The sequence below is a fragment of the Thermoanaerobacterium sp. CMT5567-10 genome (genome assembly GCF_030534315.2).
Classification (GTDB): domain Bacteria; phylum Bacillota; class Thermoanaerobacteria; order Thermoanaerobacterales; family Thermoanaerobacteraceae; genus Thermoanaerobacterium.
This window is the reverse complement of sequence record NZ_CP130558.2, coordinates 1073482-1094255: the sequence shown is the minus strand read 5'-3', so window position 1 is coordinate 1094255 and position 20774 is coordinate 1073482. Positions and strand designations below refer to the sequence as shown.

The following is a 20774-nucleotide window of genomic DNA, read 5'->3' as shown; positions in this document are numbered from 1 at the left end:
TGCTGATTTTTCTTATAGCATTTGATTAAAATAATTTTATTGACTTTTTGTAATATGTGTTATATTATAAATATAACACATATTACACGTGAGGTGAAGTTTAATATTGCTATTAAGAATAGAATTTGAATCAGATATACCTATATATATGCAAATAAAAAATCAGATAATAGAAGGGATAGCATTGGGCATGCTTAAAGAAGGTGATGAATTACCTTCTATACGACAGTTGGCAAGTGATTTTGGAATAAATCTTCACACGGTAAAAAAAGCATATGACATTTTGAAAGATGAAGGATTTTTAAGTGTTCACAGGAGAAAGGGCTATGTTGTAACTAAAAATGCTTCTGCCGATGACAATTTTATTGAAGAATTGAAAAAGAATCTTCAACCTATATTGGCGAATGCATACTCAAGAGGGATGGCGGAGGATGAAATATTAAAGATATGTAAAGAAATATTAGAACAGTTTAAAAATGGAATGTAGGAGGTTTACAGAAATGAATATGCTATATTATGTTAATCTTTTAATGCCATATTTCATATTAATTGTAATAGGAGTCATTACGCCATTCATTACTCGTAAAACTATTGTATTTGGTGTGCATGTTCCTAAGGATTTTTTAAATGATAAAGAGCTTCAGGAGATTAAAACTTTGTATATAATAAATTTTTTGACTGTAAGCTTAGTATTTATGATTCTTGTAGTCATAAGGATGAAAAATATAAATTTTGCTGTTGGTGGTATTTTTATTGAAGTAATCATAATGCTTGCAATGTATATGAAAGCTCACTATGAAGTATCTGCTTTGAAATCTAAAAAAGAGTGGAGTAAAGGGAAAAAAGAAATTGCGGTTGTGGATATGGACTTTAGGAAAGAAAAGATAGTTGTATCGCCTTTATGGTTTTTATTGTCAATAGCAATAATTATTTTAACTGTGGCTGTAGGAGTTTATATGTATCCCAATATACCACAAATGATACCTATGCATTTTAATTTCCGTGGCGAAGCTGATTCATTTGCAAAGAAGTCGATTATGTCGGTATTTTCAATCAGCATTGTACAACTGATTATGACGATTTTGATGTTTGTTTCATATAAAATGATAGAATTAGCAAAACAGCAGATAGATCCATCAGACCCAGAATTATCGAAAGAAAGAAATCTTAAGTTTAGAAGAATATGGTCTGGTTTTATTGTTTTTGCTTCTACCTTAATAAATGCCATTTTAATGGGTACAGCGTTTATTGTTTATGGAGTAATAAAAGACTGGCAAAGCAAAATAGCTGTTTTTTCTATATTGCCTGGGTTAATCATAACAATTGCTGCAATAGTTATATCTGTAATGACTGGTCAAGGAGGTGAAAGGATCAAAATAGATAGAGAAAATGATAAGATGAGTTCGGTGGATAGAGATGATGATAGATATTGGAAAGGAGGCTTAATTTATTATAACCCGGATGATCCGGCATTATTTGTTGAGAAGAGATTTGGCGTAGGCTGGACTGTCAATTTTGCAAGGCCGTCTATATGGGTCGGTATAATAGTTCTGATATTGATAATCGTGTCAATAAGTATGATAAACGTAAATGTGATGAAATAAAATTGTGAGGGAGAAATTTATTATGGTTAATGATTTAAAAGTAGCTTTCATTATTATTTCAATAATCTTCTCGATCTTGATTCCTGTCTTTGCTGTTGCTTACTCATATAAAAAGTTTAAAATTTCATTTAAGGCTTTGTTTACAGGTGCTTTGATTTTTATTGTATTTGCTTTGATTTTAGAATCAACACTTCACTCTTTTATATTCAAATATACTGCCATAACACATCATCCTTATGCGTATGCATTTTATGGTGCATGTGCTGCTGCTATATTTGAGGAATTTGGAAGGTTAATAGGTTTTAAGATTATACTTAAGAAGTATCGAAATTGGAAAGATGGTTTAAGTTATGGATTAGGACATGGCGGGGCAGAGGCTATCATTATCGGTGGAATTAGCAATATCAATAATTTGATATATTCACTCATGATAAATTCTGGTTCACTTGAAGCACTAAAAGCAAAATTACCGGTTGGAACAGTTGATCAAATAAAGAATGCAATAATTAATACGCCTTCATACATGTTTTTAATTAGCGGTTTTGAAAGATTGTTTGCTTTTACACTGCAAATAGCACTTTCGATTTTAGTTCTTTATAGCGTAAAAAGTGGCAGATATAAGTATTTTATATATGCACTGTTATTGCATTTTATAACGGATATATTCGCTGCATTATATCAAGCGAAAGTTCTTAAAAGTATTTTTGCTGTAGAGATTATTGTTTTTGTGATAGCTGTATTTTCATTTGTGTTTATTGTCAAATCAAAAAAGATGGCAGAGAAAATTTTATAGAAAAATTAATACTTTATTTACAATTTGTTCCATATGAAACAATTAATAGCTTCTGTCAGATGCAATTTTGATTAAAGTACTTGACACATGGACAAAAATAAATTATTATGTAAATAACAAGTCATTACTTTATCACTCTACAAAGATAAAGTAATTTAGATGGTTAGCGAGGTGCTTTGATGAAAAATTTACCTGATGGAGTACAGGATTTTTTGCCTGAGGAATTAAGATTTAAGCATAGCATAGAAAATATATTGAGAAGGACATTTGAATCGTCTGGATATGAAGAAATAATGCCTCCCACATTTGAATACATGGAAAATTTCAGTAATACTTCAGGCATTTTTTTTGACGAAAATAATCTTTATAGATTTTTCGATAAGAAAGGTGATCTTCTTGCATTAAGACCCGATGTTACAACACAAGTTGCAAGAATAGCAGCTACAAAGTACAATGAATATCCTCTTAAATTTTGTTACATCGCAAATGTATACAGATATGACAATCCACAAGTTGGCAGGATGAGGGAGTACACGCAAGCAGGAATAGAGCTTATTGGGAAAAATCATGAGTATTCCGATGCGGAATGTATATCTGTCGCGGTAGAAGCGCTGAAAAACATAGGTATAAAAGATTTTAAAGTTGACATAGGTCAGGCAGAGTTCTTTAAGTCATTGCTGGATGAATTAGGATTAGCTTGGAATGAAGAACAGGTTTTAAAAGAATTATTAGAGCAGAAAAATCAATCGGAGATAGAGTATTTTCTCAAAAACAACAAAATAACGGGCCGTAATTATGAATTAATAGTTAATCTGCCTCTGTTTTTTGGAGATATAGAGATAATAAAAAAGGCAAAAGATGTATATAAATTTGAAAAAGCTAATAAGACCTTAAATTATTTAGAAAGAGTCTATGATATTTTGAAAGACTTTGGAATGGACAAATATATAACATTTGATTTGGGCATGGTTCAAAGCATCGATTATTATACAGGACTTATATTTAGAGTATTTGTAAAAGATTTGGGATACGCAATTTGCGCAGGAGGTAGATACGATAATTTGCTTAAAAATTATGGAAAAGATTTGCCTGCAACTGGTTTTGCTATCAGTGTAGAGAGAGCTATGCTGGCAGTGCAAAATCAAAGCGAAAAATTCACTAGGAAGCCAAAAAGTGTAGCGATACTTTGTAATGATAGTAGCAGAAAAGAAGCCTACCATATAGCATTGAAATTGAGAAATGAAGGGAAGATAGCAGAGCTTGTAATCAAAGATAACGAAGATTATCTAAAGAAGAAAAGATTTGATGAGATTATTAAGGTAGGTGTACTTGATGGATAGTATAACAGTTGCGCTGCCGAAAGGAAGAATGGCAGATAAATCTTTCGAAATTTTTGCGACATGTGGTATATCGGACAATATTCAAAATGAAATGTCGCGAAAGCTTTTTATATGTGATTTTGAGAGAAATTTAAAGTTTATCCTTGTTAAACCTACAGATGTGCCGACATATGTTGAACATGGAGCAGCTGATATAGGCGTTTGCGGAAAAGATGTGCTTTTAGAGCTTAAAAGGGATTGCTATGAAGTGCTTGATTTAGGATTTGGAAAGTGCAAAATGGTCGTTGCTGGTCCCACCAATAAGAAGAATACTTTTTTAAGCAACAAAAGAGTTGCAACGAAATTTCCTTCAATAGCTGAAGAATTCTATAAGAAAAAAGGCGAAAATGTAGAAATCATTAAACTAAATGGCTCTGTCGAACTAGCTCCATTGGTAGGGTTATCTGAAGTAATTGTGGACATTGTAGAAACGGGTACAACACTAAGAGAGAATGGTCTTACTGTATATGAAGAAATATTTTCATCAAGTGCAAGGCTTATTGTGAATAAAGCCAGCATGAAGACAAAAAGCGATAGAATAAAAGAGATAATATATAAATTGAAACAAGCTACAGAAAGAAGCTAGATAAAAAGGCGTTAAAGAGTACAGGAGTATATGGAATTATATGTTTGAAGGGATTGATGCTAGATGATAAAAATCTACGATTTTAGCAATTCGATTGATAATACAGTCATTAAAAATTTGACAAATAGATCAAAGCTTGAGAATAAAGATGTAGAGGCGACTGTGTCTGAAATAATTTATAATGTTAAAATGGATGGAGACAGAGCTTTGTTTGATTATACATTAAAATACGACGGTGTAAAATTAGATGATAAAAACATAATGGTTGAAAAAAGAGAGATAGACGATGCTTACAGCAAAGTCGATAAGGAATTTATAAGTTCTTTAAGGAAAGCAATAAAAAATATTACAGAATATCATGAAAATCAAAGGCAAAAGACCTGGATGGATTTTAAAGGTGGTATAATATACGGTCAAAAGATAAGGCCGCTAGAAAAAGTAGGCATATATGTGCCTGGTGGTACTGCTTCATATCCTTCATCTGTTTTGATGAATAGCATTCCTGCAAAAGTGGCAGGTGTTGATGAGATAGTAATGGTTACGCCTGTGAAAGGTGGATTAAATCCATTTGTATTAGTGGCAGCTAATGAAGTTGGAATTGAAAAAATCTACAAGATAGGTGGTGCACAGGCAATTGCAGCATTGGCATTCGGTACTGAATTACTGCCTAAAGTAGATAAAATAGTTGGACCGGGAAATATATTTGTTGCAATGGCTAAAAGAGCTGTATATGGGTATGTAGATATTGACATGGTGGCAGGACCCAGCGAGGTTCTTATTGTAGCTGATGAAAGTGCAAATCCGTGTCATTTAGCAGCAGATCTATTGTCGCAAGCTGAACATGATGCTATGGCGTCTGCTGTTCTTGTTACTACTTCAAAGAGTATAGCAGAGAGTGTAAGAGAGGAAATAGATAGACAAATTCAATATCTTGATAGAAAAAATATAATCAATAAATCGATAAATGATTATGGAGCAATAATCATTGTTAATAATCTGGAAGATGCTTTAAATATTGCAAATGAGATAGCACCTGAGCATCTTGAACTTGCTGTAGATAATCCTTTTGAGATGATTGGAATGGTAAAAAACGCAGGGTCTGTCTTTTTAGGAGATAATTCACCGGAACCTCTTGGAGACTATATTGCAGGGCCAAATCATGTGCTGCCTACCAGCGGTACATCAAGGTTTTTTTCACCTCTGTCTGTGGATGATTTCGTAAAGAAGATGAGTATTCTGTATTATGATGAGAAGTCATTAAAAAATGTATCAGATGATATTGTGAGATTGGCAGAAGCGGAAGGGCTTACTGCACATGCCAATTCTATAAAAGTGAGGTTTAAAAAATGATCTATGATTTGCTGAGAGATGAGATAAAGGGTTTTAAAAATTATGAAGTTGCAAATATGGAATGCAAATATAAAATGGATGCCAATGAAGTTCCATTTGGACTTCCTGAATCGACGTTGGAAAACCTTCAAGAAATAGTGAAAAGCGCAAATGTCAATAGATATCCAGACCCTGTAAGCATAAAATTAAGAGATAAATTAGCAGAAAAATGCAGCGCATCAAAAGACAATATCTTAGTTGGAAACGGATCTGATGAAATTATACACGTTATAATGAATGCATTTGTTTCTTCAGATGATTTTGTCGTATATCCAGTGCCTTCTTTCAGTATGTATCAAGTATATTCAGAGATTGCAGGTGCAAATAAAGTAGAAATAAGTTTAGACGAAAATTATCGCTATGATGTAGGCAAATTCATAAAAGCAATTAAAGAATATACACCAAAATTAGTAATTTTATGCAATCCTAATAATCCGACAGGTACTACAATTAGTAGGAATGATATAATTAAGATACTGGAAGCAAACAAAGGCATTACAGTTATTGATGAGGCATACTATGAGTTTTATGGAGAAACTGTAATTGATTTAATTAATAAATATAAGAATATGATAGTTTTAAGGACACTTTCTAAAGCATACGGTCTTGCTGGACTGAGAGTGGGGTATGCTGTTTCAAATCCTGAGATGATAGGATGCCTTAACATGGTGAAATCCCCGTATAACGTAAATAGCATTTCACAAGCGATTGCATTAAGCGTATTGGAAGCAGATACTGTTAAAGATAGAGTTGAGTATATCAAAAATGAGAGAATGTTTTTGATGGATGGGTTAAGCGAAATAGATGGCTTGAAAGTATACAATTCCCAGGCTAACTTTTTACTCTTAAAGTTTGATAATGCTGATTATGTGTATAATAAGCTTTTAGAAAAAGGCATACTTGTAAGAAATTTTCCAGGTAATAATAAGCTGGATGATACTCTGCGGGTAACTATTGGTACAAGAGAAGCGAACATTTACTTGATAAAATGTCTTAAGGAGATATTATCATGAGAGAAGCAGAAGTCAATAGAAAGACGATGGAGACAGAAATATACGTAAAGATTAACATCGATGGAACTGGTAAATCTGATATTAATACGGGAATAGGATTTTTAGATCATATGTTAAATTTGTTTTCAAAGCATGGGCTTTTTGATCTGCAGGTAGAAGCGAAAGGAGATTTATATGTAGACTCACACCATACGGTGGAAGACATAGGGATAACATTAGGACAGGCATTTTTAAAGGCTCTTGGTGATAAAAAATCCATTAAGCGTTACGGACTTTCGTATATTCCAATGGATGAGGCCCTTATAAGGACAGTTGTGGACATAAGCGGAAGGCCATACTTGTATTATAATTTGAAGCTTAAAATGCAATCTTTGGGAAATTTTGAGACAGAGACAGTTGAAGATTTCTTTAGGGCATTTGCATATAATTCTTTAATAACTCTTCATATAGAGCAGCTTCATGGCAGGAATACACATCATATAATAGAAGGAGCCTTTAAAGCTCTTGGTTGCAGCTTAGATGAAGCAACTAAAATCGACGATAGGATTGAAGGTGTACCTTCTACAAAAGGCGTATTATGATTTAAGAGGTGATGTAATTTTGATAGGCATTATAGATTACGGAATGGGCAACTTAAGGAGTGTTGAAAAGGCATTTCAGTATATAGGACGTGAAGCGAAAATCATCGATGAAGTAAAAATGATAAGAGATGCTGATGCACTCGTACTGCCAGGAGTAGGGGCTTTTCCAGATGCAATGGAATTATTAAATGAAAAAGGGTTTACAAGTGCAATTAGAGAAGAAGCTGAGAAAGGGAAGATAATCTTAGGTATATGTCTTGGCATGCAGCTTTTGTTTGACAAAAGCTATGAAGTAAAAGAAGTAGACGGTTTGCACCTTTTAAAAGGAGAAATCAAAGAGATTAAGACTGATTTGAAAATTCCCCATATAGGATGGAATTCTCTTGTGATAAAGAAAGATAATCACCTTTTAAATGGTATAAAAGATGGTGACAATGTCTATTTTGTTCACTCCTATTACCTAACAAATGGGGATGAAGAAAATATTTGTGCCACAACGGAATATGGAATAGAAATACCTGCGGTTGTGTGCAAAGACAATATATTTTCATGCCAATTTCATCCAGAAAAAAGCGGTTATGTGGGACTTCGAATATTGAAAAATTTTGCCGAACTGATTTGATTTTATAATTATTGTGGAGGGATTTGATGATAGTAATACCTGCTATAGATATAATTGATGGAAAATGTGTAAGGCTTACAATGGGAGCTTATGAAACAAGCACAGTCTATTATCAAAATCCAGAAGATGCGTCTAAGGTCTGGAATGATTATGGAGCTAAAAGAATTCATGTAGTTGATTTAGACGGTGCCAAAGAAGGGCGACTTATAAATTCAAAATCTATAGAAAACATAAGAAGGTCTTTTTCAGGAGAAATTGAAGTTGGCGGTGGAATAAGGAATATTGAAACAGCTAAACATCTATTTGATTTAGGCATAGATTATATAATTTTAGGCAGTATAGCTGTATACGACAGAAACCTTGTCAAGGAGCTTGTCTTAAAATATGGAGATAAGATAATTGTGGGAATTGATGCAAAGGATGGATATGTTGCTACGAAAGGCTGGCTTAGTAGAAGCAATATAAAGGATGATGTGCTTGCATCAGATATGAAAGAAATAGGCATTGGTACGGTTATATATACTGATATTAGGAAAGACGGGATGATGGAAGGTCCCAATTTCGATTCCATTAAAAAGATTATTGAAACTCCTATAAATGTTATTGCATCTGGTGGAATCACGACTTTAGAGGATATATTAAAGTTAAAAGAAATTGGGGCGTATGGCGCAATAATTGGAAAAGCTCTTTATGCAAACAAAATAAATCTAAAAGATGTGCTGGAGGTTTTATAATGCTATCGAAGAGAATTATACCGTGTCTCGACGTCAAAGATGGAAGAGTTGTAAAGGGCATAAACTTTGTAAATCTCAGAGATGCTGGTGATCCTGTAGATGTGGCAGAGGAATACAACAGGGCAGGTGCTGATGAGATAGTTTTTCTTGATATAACAGCATCGTATGAGAAAAGAGATATAATGATTGATGTTGTCAAAAGGACTTCAGAGAAGGTATTTATACCGCTAACAGTTGGGGGCGGTATACGTACAGTAGATGACTTTAGAAGGATATTGAGGGCTGGCGCTGATAAGATATCAATAAATTCTGAGGCAGTCAAAAATCCTGATTTAATTAAAGACGCGTCAAAAAAGTTTGGAAACCAATGTGTTGTGGTGGCGATAGATGCAAAGAAAAGAGATGATAATTCAGGTTTTGATGTTTATATAAATGGTGGGCGTGTTAACACAGGATACGATGTCTTGGAATGGGCGAAAAAGGTAGAGAGTTTGGGTGCAGGTGAGATTTTGCTTACAAGCATGGATGCCGATGGCACAAAAAACGGCTACGATATACAGTTGACACGTATGGTGGCCGAGGAGGTAAATATACCAGTGATAGCATCTGGTGGTGCAGGAAGTAAGGAGCATTTTAAAGAAGTGTTTACAGAAGCAAAAGCAGATGCAGCATTGGCAGCATCACTATTTCACTATGGAGAGCTTAAGATAAGTGAACTTAAAAGTTATCTAAAAGAGAACAAAATACCCGTCAGAATGATATAAGTGAAAGGATTGTGTATATGAATATAGATGATTTAAAATTCGATGAAAAAGGTCTAATACCCGCTATAGTACAAGATTATGAGACTAAAGAAGTCCTTATGATGGCGTATATGAACAGAGAAAGCCTAGAAAAGAGCTTGGAAAGCAAGGAGACGTATTTCTTCTCAAGAAGCAGACAAAGTCTGTGGCATAAAGGGGAAACATCAGGTAATTTGCAGCACATTAAAGCCATCAAGTACGACTGCGATGGTGATACGCTTCTTATAGAGGTAGAACCTGAAGGACCTGCATGTCATACTGGTAATAATAGCTGTTTTTATAGGGACATTTTAAATGATTGTGATGAAAATGGAAAAAAGGAGTCAATTCTTAGCAACCTCTACAGAAGAATAGAAGGCAGAAAAGAAAATCCAGTTGAAGGGTCTTATACAAATTATCTTTTTGAAAAGGGTTTGAATAAGATTTTAAAAAAGATTGGAGAAGAAAATGCTGAAATAATAATTGCTTCAAAAGAAGATAAAAAAGAAGAAATAGTTTATGAAATAGCTGATTATGTTTATCATCTGATGGTTTTAATGGTAGAAAAGGGAATAAGCCTTAATGACGTATATAAAGAAATTTCAAAAAGATACTATAAAACGGAAGAATTCAGGGAACAGCATAAAAAGCGAAAAGAGATAAAATAAAAGAGGCATTGCAAAACTAACCTAAATTAGCTTGCAATGTCTCCTTTTTCTGAAGTTTATACATATTCCACGGTATTTTATCTATCAATCTGTTTTTATATATTGAATCAGCACCCATAAATATATAATTTAGGTTTTGAGTATTCGGTATATTTATTTTTATCCATACTATATTTTTTTTAGATATTGGATTTGAAATTGGAATGTTATAGATGGAATTTTTTGCTTTTTTGTATTCGTAAAGCCTTCCTCCTACTAATCCAATATCTATTCTTTTTATACTGCCTTTGTAAAATAATCTCATATCCAAATGATATGTTACTTTTTTTGATATTGGCGCCAGAGATTGTATTCCTACATACAGCTCATTGTCTTTATAACAAAATGCGGCCAATTCTGTTATGTCGGCACTTCTATATATTTCCTGGTTTAAAATACCGCCGGCAGGTATCTTTATCAACATGTATGGCAGTCCTTGCTGCTTAAAATCAGGCAGTGTTTCAGTATTTTTTATCAGCAACACAGGCTTAGTTCCGAAAAGTTCATTTTGCCTTACAAATCCCATTAAAAATGGCTCCATGACTGCAATTTGTGATTTGTATTTTTTAATTGCAATTTCTTTCTTATGAATCTCGCTTGACGTCAACTTAAATATCTGCCAGTTTGTATTGCTATCTGCCATATCAACCGGAGGAAGCAGCGGTTTATTTGGTTCTAAAAGCCACGGAACGGGCCATTGAGGATGATGCACTAAAAACATGTGCTGTCTCACATTTAGGTTCATTGCAGTTATTGCATATCTTACAAAATTGCTGACAGCCCAATGGTCTGGGTGAATATCATCAGCTAGTGGATAGTATATATCTGTGGGATTAAAAGATTTTATGATTTCTTGTATGGAATTTTCTAAATTGATTCCTGTGTATGCAATACCGGGTTTATATGCGTTTTTGTATGGAGAATATGCTTTTTGAATACCGCCACTTACTCTAGGACGTGTATTATCCCAAAAGTCGCTCCATAGAAATCTTGTACTGCCATCAGCAAAGCCAAGGAAAATCACATCGCTTTTTGGTAGACCTAATTCAGCCATTGCAGCGATGCTTTCGTTTTGTCTTTGGGTGCCAAGTTTGTAAAAGTCTGCTGGCGTTGTGTTAACATGCCCTGTATATACTGCAGCAGCCTTTTTGTAGCTATCCCCGTTTGTTACAATTACTACTTTAACAGGAATATTTTGACTTACAGCTCTCTGAATGACGCCAGCCGTTCCCAAAGATTCATCGTCGGGGTGTGGTACGATCACAAGTATTCTCTGGCCGGGGTTATCAAATTCGGGTTCTGGTTTTTTTTCAATAAGGTTTGCAAAAGTTGTTTTTAAATTCATTACATATGATACCATTAACGCTAATATAATTATAAAAACTATAAAAAATTTCTTCCTTTTCATTGTTTTACCCCTCCAATTATGTCATAATTGTAGCATATATTTATTAATAATTTGTTACAAAATTGCGATTTGATGTGATAAATTTTTTGTAATGTATAACCATAAGCGTAAAATATTAATCAGGTAAAATTCATTATAGGAGGCAATAATATGTTTGTTGATTTTCACTGTGATACGCTTTATTTGATGGAAAAAGACGGAAGAGACATAACAAAGAAAAATGATAAAGGCCATATAGATTTGGTAAGGTTAAAAGAAGGAATGGTACATCTTCAGGTTTTTGCTACTTTTGTTGAACCAGAGTTTATGAGAAAAGATGCTGCAGCAAAAACATTAAAAATGATTGACAAACTTTATCAAACCATGGAAAAAACCAATAAAATAAAATTAATCTTAAATGGAAAAGACATTAATGAAGCTAAAGATAAAAACATATTAGGAGCACTGCTGTCAATAGAGGGTGGTGAAGCATTAGAAGGAGACTTATCACTTTTAAGGATGTTTTACAAACTTGGTGTAAGAGCCATGACACTCACGTGGAGTTTGAGAAATGATTTAGGGGATGGAATTTTAGGAAGCGATAATTACGGGCTTACAGCTTTTGGAAAAGATGTCGTAAAAGAAATGAATAGATTAGGCATGATTGTAGATGTATCTCATCTTAATGAAAGAGGATTTTGGGATGTGGTTGATATATGTGAAAAACCTCTAATTGCGTCACACTCAGACTGTAGAACACTTTGCAATCATCCAAGGAACTTAAGCGATGAGCAGGTAAAAGCAATAGCCGATAAAGGTGGTGTTATCGGCATAAATTTCTGCCCAAATTTTCTAAGAGATGATGGTAATGCATCAGTAGAGGATGTTTTGGATCATATAGAGCATATCGTCAGTTTGGTAGGCGTTGAACATGTGGGGTTTGGCTCAGATTTTGATGGCATAGAAAAAACACCTTTTGGTCTTGACGACGCATCATGTTTTCCTAAAATTTTAGATGGACTAAAGATAAGAGGCTTCAAGGATGATGAGATTGATTTAATATCACATGGTAATTTCGAAAGGTTGATAAAAGAAATCCTAAGGTAAATATTTTTTTAATAAAAAATAGCCCCTATAATTAATTGGGGCTTGCATATGTTAAAGGGGGAGTCATTGTTTTGACCAAGAATACATTATACATTTAATTCAAATAAAAATCAAGAGTATATTAAAAAATTATTTAAGATGTAAAATTTAGCTATTAAATAAATTTTTAGTATAATGAATTGGTTATAAATTTAAAACTTGTGTCAACTTTTATACATTTTTGTTGAAGAATTTGATTTCAATATTTATAATAAAAATATAGCACTTTATTGTAGTAGAGTAAAATAAAAAATTGGAGGTAAGGTAATGAATATCGATGTTATTAGAGAGACAGACCCTGAAATAGCCGATGCTATCGTAAAGGAGATAGGAAGGCAGAAAAATAAAATTGAATTGATTGCATCGGAGAATTTTGTGAGTCCGGCAGTTATGGAAGCAATGGGTTCACCGCTTACAAATAAGTATGCTGAAGGTTATCCCGGCAAGCGATATTATGGTGGCTGTGAATTTGTAGATGTAGTTGAAGATTTGGCGAGAGAAAGATTGAAAAAACTGTTTGGTGCAGAACATGCCAACGTGCAGCCTCATTCAGGTGCTCAGGCAAACATGGCGGCGTATTTTGCATTGATAAAACCGGGAGATACGATATTAGGCATGAATTTGGCGCATGGTGGCCATTTGACACACGGCAGCAAAGTAAACTTTTCTGGTAAGCTTTATAATATAATACCTTATGGAGTGAAAGAAGATACTGGCTTTATAGACTACGATGAGCTTGAGAGGCTTGCTAAAGAGTACAGGCCAAAGCTTATCGTTGCTGGTGCAAGTGCATATCCAAGGATAATAGATTTTAAAAAGTTTAAAGAAATTGCAGATTCTGTAGGAGCATATCTCATGGTGGATATGGCTCATATAGCTGGGCTTGTTGCGGCAGGTCTTCATCCAAATCCTGTTGAATATTCAGATGTTGTCACATCCACTACACATAAGACATTGCGGGGGCCAAGAGGCGGAATAATACTGTCGAAAGAAGTTCACGCAAAGGCGATTGACAAATCAGTTTTCCCTGGTGTACAGGGAGGACCGTTGATGCATGTCATTGCTGCGAAAGCTGTATGCTTTAATGAAGCATTGAAACCTGAGTTTAAAGAATATCAAAAGAGAATAGTAAAGAATGCCAAGGCATTGGCAGAAGGTTTGTTGGATAGAAATGTAAATTTAGTCTCAGGCGGCACAGACAATCATTTGATGCTTCTTGACCTAAGAGGTACAGGTGTTACTGGTAAAGACTTGGAAAGGCGCCTTGATTACGTCGGCATAACAGCCAATAAAAATGCCATACCAAATGATCCATTAGGTCCTAATGTTACATCGGGTTTAAGGCTTGGTACTCCTGCAGTTACAACGCGAGGTATGAACGAAAATGATATGGATGAAATTGCTGATATAATATATAATGTATTAAAAGATGAAAATTATGTTGACACTGCTAAAAGCAGAGTAAAGAAGTTACTTGATAAATATCCTCTTTATGAATAAGCCTGCATTTGTAGGCTTTTTTTGTTATTGTTGTTTTTGAGGCTTTTTTATAAATGATAGTATTAATACTATTAGAGGAATAATTATCTGAAGAGGGACGTGTATATACACTGTAGTCAATTTAAGCCCTATCAAAATGTGAAGAGGATATGAATCGGCTATCAATATAGATAAGGCGTATATAATAGTGCCTACAGGTATAAGCAAAAATTTATATTCTTTTAAATTAAATATAGATTGTATTGTTTTTATTGCAGCATATGCAAAGACCGTGATTTTTATAACTCCACCTATTACAATTTCTACAGCATAGAAAGGATCAAGATTTCTAAATGATCCAAATTTCATGGATAAAACCAGTTGGTAAAAAGGAAAGTTTGCCCGTGTTGTTTCTGCAACTCCAAGTGCCGATAATATTTCCACTGTATTTATTGTAAGCCAAAGTCCTGTAGTAGCAACCAGAGCCATACAATATTTGCTTAGATCCTTTTTTAAATGGAGATCTGGAAAAATCATCATAAAAGTGATGAGTTCGCCGAATGGAAATGTGAGTATATGAGGAAATGCTGCTTTGATAACGGGCAGAAATCCGTTTCCAAATATAGGCAATAATTTATTAACGCTTATACCATTTATGGTAAATATACCTAAAAATTGTATAACAGCAAGAAATACAAAAACTGGCAGCATCATATGAGCAGATTTTATTGTAACGCTAATGTCAAACATGAGATAATACAGCACTACAATTAATATGGCTATTGAAATAGCAGATATAGGTGTCTGCCTGTAAATAGTACTAATGTTCAGTTCATCAAAGTCCCTTGTGACGCGGGCAGCAATATATAAAAAGTATATAGCGTAGATTGCTGAAAGTGCTTTACCTACAATTTTTCCAAATACTCCTTCCAATATTTGTGGAAGGTTTGCATTGTACTTTTTAAATAAAGTCAAATACATGTATACAAGTGGAAATGCAGCCAATGTTGCAATTATCATGGCTATCCATGCATCTTGTTTTGCTGATATACCTAATACGAACAATATTGCACTCCCTAATTCAAACACTAACATAGCAGAAAAAAGTTCTGTGTATGTTATTTTCTTCATTTGTTTCACATCCTGGCTTACAATTCTTATTATTATATTATGGAGATTTTAATATTTTAATCATTTAGCATCACTTCCTATCAATATTTCAATGAATGAAAATAAATATTTCATTATGGGAAGCACTAAGATTGTTGAAATGATATTAAAAAACATATGACCGTTTGCAATTTGGCGCGAGATATTATTTGGAGTCATATATTTCAAAATAGCATAGTAGTAGTGTGTTAAAGAGAGAAAAATTATTGTCCCTATGATGTTAAAAAATATGTTGAAAATGGCGATTTTTTTACCCTCTCTATTTGTTGCCAAGCTCATTAAAAAGGCTTCTGAGCACGTACCTATATTAAGACCATATATTATGAAAATGGCATTGTAAACAGGTAATATCTTGGCTGTTGCCAGAGCCTGCAGCATGGCAATGCAGAAAGTGCTTGACTGCATTATAAGCGCCATAACTATTCCGATGAAAATGCCGTAAACGGGATTTTCAGTAATCGAAATATATTTATTTATCTCAGAAAAATTCCTTAACGGAGTTACAGCCATGTCTATTATTTTTAATCCTGCGAAGATAATGCCGAGACCTAAAAGTATATTGCCTATAAATTTAAGCAGCTTCTTCTTTTGAAATCGCAAAATTGAACCGAAAAAAATTGCATAAGGTATCAGACTATAAAGGTCAAAAGCGTAAAGCTGGACGGCAACGGTTGTACCGATATTTGCTCCCATTATTATACCTGCTGCGGTGTACAAATTTAAAAGACCTGCGTCTGCCATGCTTACAGCAACTATTGTAGTCATGCTGCTACTTTGCATTATTATAGACAATATAAATCCTATAAATATCGATAGATAGATATTTCTTGTATATTTATCAATTAATATTTTGACTCTTTCTTTTGAAATAATCTTAAGCGATGTTGTCAATAATACTAATCCCAATATAAAAATTCCAATGCCTAAAGATACGAAAATGATTATATTAAACATGTTAACCTCCTATGCTTTTTTAATACATATTTATTTTGATTTAGAAATATTACTACTGAATCTGACATTGTATAAAATGATTTTTTTTCTGGATACTAATTAATAGTTGAATATTCATAGAAGGTGATGTTATGAAAGCGATAATAATGGCTGGTGGTGAAGGAAGCAGGTTAAGACCGCTTACATGCAGTATACCGAAGCCTATGGTTCCTATAGCTGGAAAGCCGGCTATTTGGCATATTATAAATCATATAGGAAGATACGGTATAAATGATTTAGGCGTTACGCTTTTTTATTTGCCTGATAAGATAAAAAACTATTTGTGTGAACAGTATGGTGATAAAATAAAATACTATGTTGAAGATAAACCACTTGGAACAGCAGGTAGTGTAAAGAATGCTGCTGATTTTCTTGATGATACATTTGTCGTAATAAGTGGTGACGTCATAACGGATATAGATTTAAGAAAAGCACATGACTTCCATAAAAATTCTGGCTCCAAGGTTACGCTGGTGCTGACGAGAGTCAATATACCACTGGAATACGGTGTTGTGATAACAGATGAAAATGGCAGGATTGTAAAGTTTCTTGAAAAGCCTTCGTGGGGAGAAGTATTTAGCGATACTGTAAATACTGGTATCTATATCATTGAACCTGAAATTTTAGATTTGATTCCTGAAGACAAGCAATTTGATTTCAGCAAAGATTTATTTCCGATGCTTCTTGAGAAGAAAATTCCTATGTATGGTTTTGTAAGCGATAACTATTGGTGCGATATAGGTAGTGGCGTACAATATCTAAAGAGCCATCTTGATCTTTTGAGGGGATATGTCGATCTGGGGTTTAAAGAAAAAGTTAATAAAGATGGTATTATCTACAGCAAAAATGTAATTGTGTCAGAGAATGCAAAACTTGTGCCGCCTTTGATAATTGGCGATAATACTGTGATAGATGATAATGTCGTAATTGGTCCATATGCCATAATAGGAAATGGAAATTACATCGGCCATGGGACAACTTTAAAAAACAGTATACTATGGGACGATGTAAAAATTGGTGCAAATAACGAAATAAGAGGGACAATTTTTTGTAGTGGAGCAATAACAGAAAATAATGTTAGAACATTTGATAATTCCATAATAGGTGAAAAATCGAAACTGCAATCATTTAGCGAGGTTAAACCAAATACAAAAATATGGCCTAATAGAGTTATCACAACCGGCAATGTTGTTGAAAAAGATGTAGTGTGGGGCAGCAATGATGATACATCGCTATTTGGCGAAAGAGGAATAAAGGGAAATCTCTATGACAATCTAATGCCGGACAACCTGGTGAAAATTGGTGAAGTTATAGGAAATGTGTTTGAAGGAGACATATTGGTTGGGTGCGTTGATGAGGCTAAATCGAAATTAGCTTACGACCTTATAAAAGATGGTATTAAGGCATCCGGCAGGAAAGTATATGCAGCTTTCTCTACAATATTACCGGCCATGAGGTACTCTATTAAAAAGAATGGATATAAGGCAGGCGTCTTTATAAGAAACGTAGATAGAGATACAATAAATATAATTATAATGGATGAAAATGGATGCGATATAGATAAAAATATAGAAAAGAAGATTGCTAACAAATACAAAATCAATGATTACAAAATATCCCTTGTAATAAATGACGAAGTTCCAAAGGATGTAAATAAAGAATATGCTGAGTTTTTATCGTTGCACCGAGAATCATTCGGAAATCTAAACATAAAATATTTGAATCAAACAACAAAAAATATTTTGACTATACTAAATCAAAGATATGTTGAGGGCTCGGCAGCAGCAAATTACGACATTGGCATAAAAATCTCTGATGATGGAGAAAATGTAGAGCTGTACGATGACGAGGGGCACATGTTTGATGAGGATGAATTGAATTATTTAAGAATATTGATAGGCAAAGAAAACGGAAAAAATAAGTTTGTCATTCCTTTTAATAGCTCACAATTTTTAAATGAAGTATCAGAAGAGCTTAACATCGAAACAAAATTCAGCAAAATATCGCAGCCGGAAAAGATGAAAAAGATGTTTGAAATTGAAAAAGACAAAAATGATCGAAGCTCGCAATTTAATTTAAGCTTTGATGGAATAAATTTTACGCTTAAGCTGATTGAGTATTTAAACAAAAATAAGCTAAAACTGTCAGATATAAAAAAGTCCATACCCAAAAGAGTAAAATTAAACAAAGTAATAAATTGTGACTGGAAAGACAAAGGATTGATAATAAGAAAGTTCTACGAGAAAAAAGATGAAAAATCAATGTTTCTAGATGGAATAAGATTTAATTACGGTGATGCTTGGGTTTTATTAGTTCCAGATTCAGAGCTGCCTGCATGCAGAATATATTCTGAAGCTCCAACAAGAGAACAGGCAGAATCACTGTTAAATGAATATGCTGAGTACGTAAGCAAGATAATTGAGTTTAAAGGCAATTAATAAAAAATTAATCTACAAAACATTGCAGATAAATCTAAAAATTGATATAGTTAATATTGTGGAATAATCTGCAATGTTTTTTATTATACACATGAAATTGGTGATAATATGTCAAACAAGTACATTTCGGCTTCTGAAATAAATCAATATTTGTATTGCCCTTATCAGTGGTACTATGAGAAAAAGTACGGACATAAATATATAAATGAGTTGCGGGAGAAAAGTGGAGTGAAATCGGAGCTTAGCAATTTTAAAAAAGGTATAGAATATCATGAGAAATACTATAAAGATATTGTAAGGTTAAAATACAAGAAAATAGCTATAGCCATATTAATTATTGCGGCTTTGGTAGCTATTGGGATAGAGCTTTTAAAATGATAGTGTTAAATTTTATCTTTACGCTTTTAATACTTTATGTCATCTTGAAGGAGATTGCAGAAAAAAGACCGCCTTATAGAGAGATGAGAAGGGCAATAGGCTTTAAGAGGGGAAAATTGATATACATAGATAAGCAGGAAGAAGTAAAAAAGGACGGTGTTATGTACAGCAAGCTTTTAAAATCTTCAAAATATGGAATAAGCGGAAAACCGGACTACATTTATGATATAGGAAATGAACTAATTCCATTAGAGTTAAAAAGTTCTAAAGCCGAAGGACATTCACCATTTTTAAAAGATGTCATGCAATTGACAGCTTATTTTTTGATAATAGAAGAAGAATTCGGGAAAAAAGTAAGAAGAGGTCGAATCATCTATCAAAATACAATGTTTGAAGTGTATAATACGAAAGGGCTTAGAAGAGAACTGATTAAAGTTGTTAAAGAGATGAGGCTTTTAGAAGAAGAAAAGTTTTTCCCTGATGTAGAAGGCGATTTTCTAAAGTGCAGATTTTGCCCTTGCAGAGATACGGTATGTGAGATATACAAAGGAAGCAAAGTAAAAATCTGATAAGAATACAAAGGTTTTTATTGCAAAAAATACAGAGGAAGATATTTTTTGAAATGAGGATGGTAATATGCTAAAGAAGATAGGCATTTTATTTTTTATTTCAATACTTGTGTTTTCGACTGCATCTTGCAGTTTTATAAAGACGAAAAAGCCTTTAAACGATGAGAAAAAGTCTGTTCAAAAGCCTAATATTAATGTTAAACCCAGCAGTAATAATGTAAGTGAAGTTTCAAAAGATAAATCAACACAGAATAAAAATACAAATACGGCTGCTAATAACAGTACAGTAGATAATGATGTTTACAATTCTCAGATAAATACAGAAGGGCTTGATAATACGCTGTATGGCTGGGGTATGAGGGTATTGCCCGACCACAAGACGCCTGAAATTACCTCAAAAGCCATGAACCTCATAAAAAAGTATGATGGCATATTTACAGGTGATACTACAAAAAAGGATATATACCTGACATTTGATGAAGGATATGAAAACGGCTATACTCCAAAAATTCTTGATATATTGAAGGCAAATAATGTAAAGGCAGCTTTTTTTGTAACTGGACCGTATATTAAGGAGCATGGAGATCTAGTGAAGAGAATGGTAGCTGAAGGTCACATAGTGGGGAATCACACTGTAAACCATCCGAGCCTTCCAAAGATTTCCGATGAAAAAGTTAAAAGTGAAATAACTGGACTTGCTGAGATGTTTAAGAGCCTTACAGGAAAAGATATGCATTACTTCAGGCCGCCAATGGGAGAGTACAGTGAAAGAACATTGTATATAACAAAATCACTTGGTTATAAAACTGTATTTTGGAGTCTTGCTCTTGCTGACTGGCAGCCACTGCCTGGAGGTCCTGAGGAAAGTTACAACACGGTAATGAGTCGAATTCACCCGGGAGCTGTCATATTGTTGCATGCTGTTTCAAAAGATGATACGATGGCCCTCGACAGAATACTGAAAGATTTAAAAGCGCAGGGATATGTATTCAAGACGCTGGACGATTTAAGCAAATAAGTGGAG

The 20774-nt window shown here is 33.7% G+C and carries 21 protein-coding genes; 18 read left to right on the top strand and 3 right to left on the bottom strand.

Annotated elements, in window-relative coordinates:
- Positions 1–106: 106 nt before the first annotated feature.
- From Q2T46_RS05685 to hisIE, 12 genes are all read left to right on the top strand, one after another.
- Positions 107–487, top strand: coding sequence for a GntR family transcriptional regulator (locus Q2T46_RS05685; RefSeq protein WP_303263890.1), 381 nt, complete (start codon positions 107–109; stop codon positions 485–487).
- A 13-nt stretch (positions 488–500) separates the two neighbouring features.
- Entirely contained in the window at positions 501–1604 is a 1104-nt protein-coding gene (locus Q2T46_RS05680) for a DUF1648 domain-containing protein (RefSeq protein WP_303263891.1), read from the top strand.
- Between the two features lie 22 nt (positions 1605–1626).
- On the top strand, positions 1627–2397 hold the full coding sequence (locus tag Q2T46_RS05675; protein WP_303263892.1) for a YhfC family intramembrane metalloprotease: 771 nt from the start codon (positions 1627–1629) through the stop codon (positions 2395–2397).
- Positions 2398–2576: 179 nt separating this feature from the next.
- A complete protein-coding gene (hisZ, locus tag Q2T46_RS05670) occupies positions 2577–3737 on the top strand; it encodes an ATP phosphoribosyltransferase regulatory subunit (RefSeq protein WP_303263893.1) in 1161 nt (386 codons plus the stop codon).
- A complete protein-coding gene (gene hisG, locus Q2T46_RS05665; RefSeq protein ID WP_303263894.1) occupies positions 3730–4362 on the top strand; it encodes an ATP phosphoribosyltransferase in 633 nt (210 codons plus the stop codon). Before hisZ ends, hisG begins: the two co-directional genes overlap by 8 nt.
- A gap of 63 nt (positions 4363–4425) precedes the next feature.
- Positions 4426–5712 (top strand): histidinol dehydrogenase, encoded by a 1287-nt coding sequence (gene hisD / locus Q2T46_RS05660; RefSeq protein WP_303263895.1) that lies wholly within the window; start codon positions 4426–4428, stop codon positions 5710–5712.
- Positions 5709–6764, top strand: coding sequence for a histidinol-phosphate transaminase (gene hisC, locus Q2T46_RS05655; protein ID WP_303263896.1), 1056 nt, complete (start codon positions 5709–5711; stop codon positions 6762–6764). The genes hisD and hisC overlap by 4 nt, the downstream gene beginning before the upstream one ends.
- Entirely contained in the window at positions 6761–7345 is a 585-nt protein-coding gene (gene hisB, locus Q2T46_RS05650) for an imidazoleglycerol-phosphate dehydratase HisB (RefSeq protein WP_303263897.1), read from the top strand. The genes hisC and hisB overlap by 4 nt, the downstream gene beginning before the upstream one ends.
- Positions 7346–7364: 19 nt before the next feature.
- Positions 7365–7967 (top strand): imidazole glycerol phosphate synthase subunit HisH, encoded by a 603-nt coding sequence (gene hisH, locus Q2T46_RS05645; protein ID WP_303265801.1) that lies wholly within the window; start codon positions 7365–7367, stop codon positions 7965–7967.
- 26 nt (positions 7968–7993) lie between these two features.
- Positions 7994–8701, top strand: coding sequence for a 1-(5-phosphoribosyl)-5-[(5-phosphoribosylamino)methylideneamino]imidazole-4-carboxamide isomerase (gene hisA / locus Q2T46_RS05640; protein WP_303263898.1), 708 nt, complete (start codon positions 7994–7996; stop codon positions 8699–8701).
- Positions 8701–9465, top strand: a complete 765-nt coding sequence (hisF, locus tag Q2T46_RS05635; protein WP_303263899.1) for an imidazole glycerol phosphate synthase subunit HisF — start codon at positions 8701–8703, stop codon at positions 9463–9465. Before hisA ends, hisF begins: the two co-directional genes overlap by 1 nt.
- Before the next feature lie 17 nt (positions 9466–9482).
- Positions 9483–10151, top strand: coding sequence for a bifunctional phosphoribosyl-AMP cyclohydrolase/phosphoribosyl-ATP diphosphatase HisIE (hisIE, locus tag Q2T46_RS05630; RefSeq protein WP_303263900.1), 669 nt, complete (start codon positions 9483–9485; stop codon positions 10149–10151).
- 16 nt (positions 10152–10167) lie between these two features.
- Here the strand turns inward: hisIE and Q2T46_RS05625 are convergent, their stop codons facing one another.
- Positions 10168–11598 (bottom strand): PIG-L deacetylase family protein, encoded by a 1431-nt coding sequence (locus Q2T46_RS05625; protein ID WP_303263901.1) that lies wholly within the window; start codon positions 11596–11598, stop codon positions 10168–10170.
- A 150-nt stretch (positions 11599–11748) separates the two neighbouring features.
- Here Q2T46_RS05625 and Q2T46_RS05620 point away from each other — a divergent pair, with 150 nt between their 5' ends.
- On the top strand, positions 11749–12684 hold the full coding sequence (locus tag Q2T46_RS05620; RefSeq protein ID WP_303263902.1) for a dipeptidase: 936 nt from the start codon (positions 11749–11751) through the stop codon (positions 12682–12684).
- Positions 12685–12990: 306 nt separating this feature from the next.
- Positions 12991–14223: a serine hydroxymethyltransferase gene (gene glyA / locus Q2T46_RS05615; protein ID WP_303263903.1), complete on the top strand. Its 1233-nt coding sequence runs from the start codon at positions 12991–12993 to the stop codon at positions 14221–14223.
- 24 nt (positions 14224–14247) lie between these two features.
- Here the strand turns inward: glyA and Q2T46_RS05610 are convergent, their stop codons facing one another.
- Both Q2T46_RS05610 and Q2T46_RS05605 read right to left on the bottom strand, forming a co-directional pair.
- Positions 14248–15333 (bottom strand): GerAB/ArcD/ProY family transporter, encoded by a 1086-nt coding sequence (locus tag Q2T46_RS05610; protein WP_303263904.1) that lies wholly within the window; start codon positions 15331–15333, stop codon positions 14248–14250.
- 60 nt (positions 15334–15393) lie between these two features.
- On the bottom strand, positions 15394–16326 hold the full coding sequence (locus Q2T46_RS05605; RefSeq protein ID WP_303263905.1) for a Na/Pi cotransporter family protein: 933 nt from the start codon (positions 16324–16326) through the stop codon (positions 15394–15396).
- Between the two features lie 131 nt (positions 16327–16457).
- On the opposite strand from Q2T46_RS05605, the gene Q2T46_RS05600 reads away from it, so the two are divergent.
- From Q2T46_RS05600 to pdaA, 4 genes are all read left to right on the top strand, one after another.
- Positions 16458–18803 carry a sugar phosphate nucleotidyltransferase gene (locus Q2T46_RS05600; protein ID WP_303263906.1) on the top strand — a complete coding sequence of 782 codons (2346 nt, stop codon included), beginning with the start codon at positions 16458–16460 and terminating at the stop codon, positions 18801–18803.
- A gap of 108 nt (positions 18804–18911) precedes the next feature.
- Positions 18912–19181, top strand: coding sequence for a hypothetical protein (locus tag Q2T46_RS05595; protein WP_303263907.1), 270 nt, complete (start codon positions 18912–18914; stop codon positions 19179–19181).
- Positions 19178–19750 carry a CRISPR-associated protein Cas4 gene (cas4, locus tag Q2T46_RS05590; protein ID WP_303263908.1) on the top strand — a complete coding sequence of 191 codons (573 nt, stop codon included), beginning with the start codon at positions 19178–19180 and terminating at the stop codon, positions 19748–19750. Before Q2T46_RS05595 ends, cas4 begins: the two co-directional genes overlap by 4 nt.
- 67 nt (positions 19751–19817) lie before the next feature.
- Positions 19818–20768 carry a delta-lactam-biosynthetic de-N-acetylase gene (gene pdaA, locus Q2T46_RS05585; protein ID WP_303263909.1) on the top strand — a complete coding sequence of 317 codons (951 nt, stop codon included), beginning with the start codon at positions 19818–19820 and terminating at the stop codon, positions 20766–20768.
- The last annotated feature ends 6 nt before the right edge of the window (positions 20769–20774 follow it).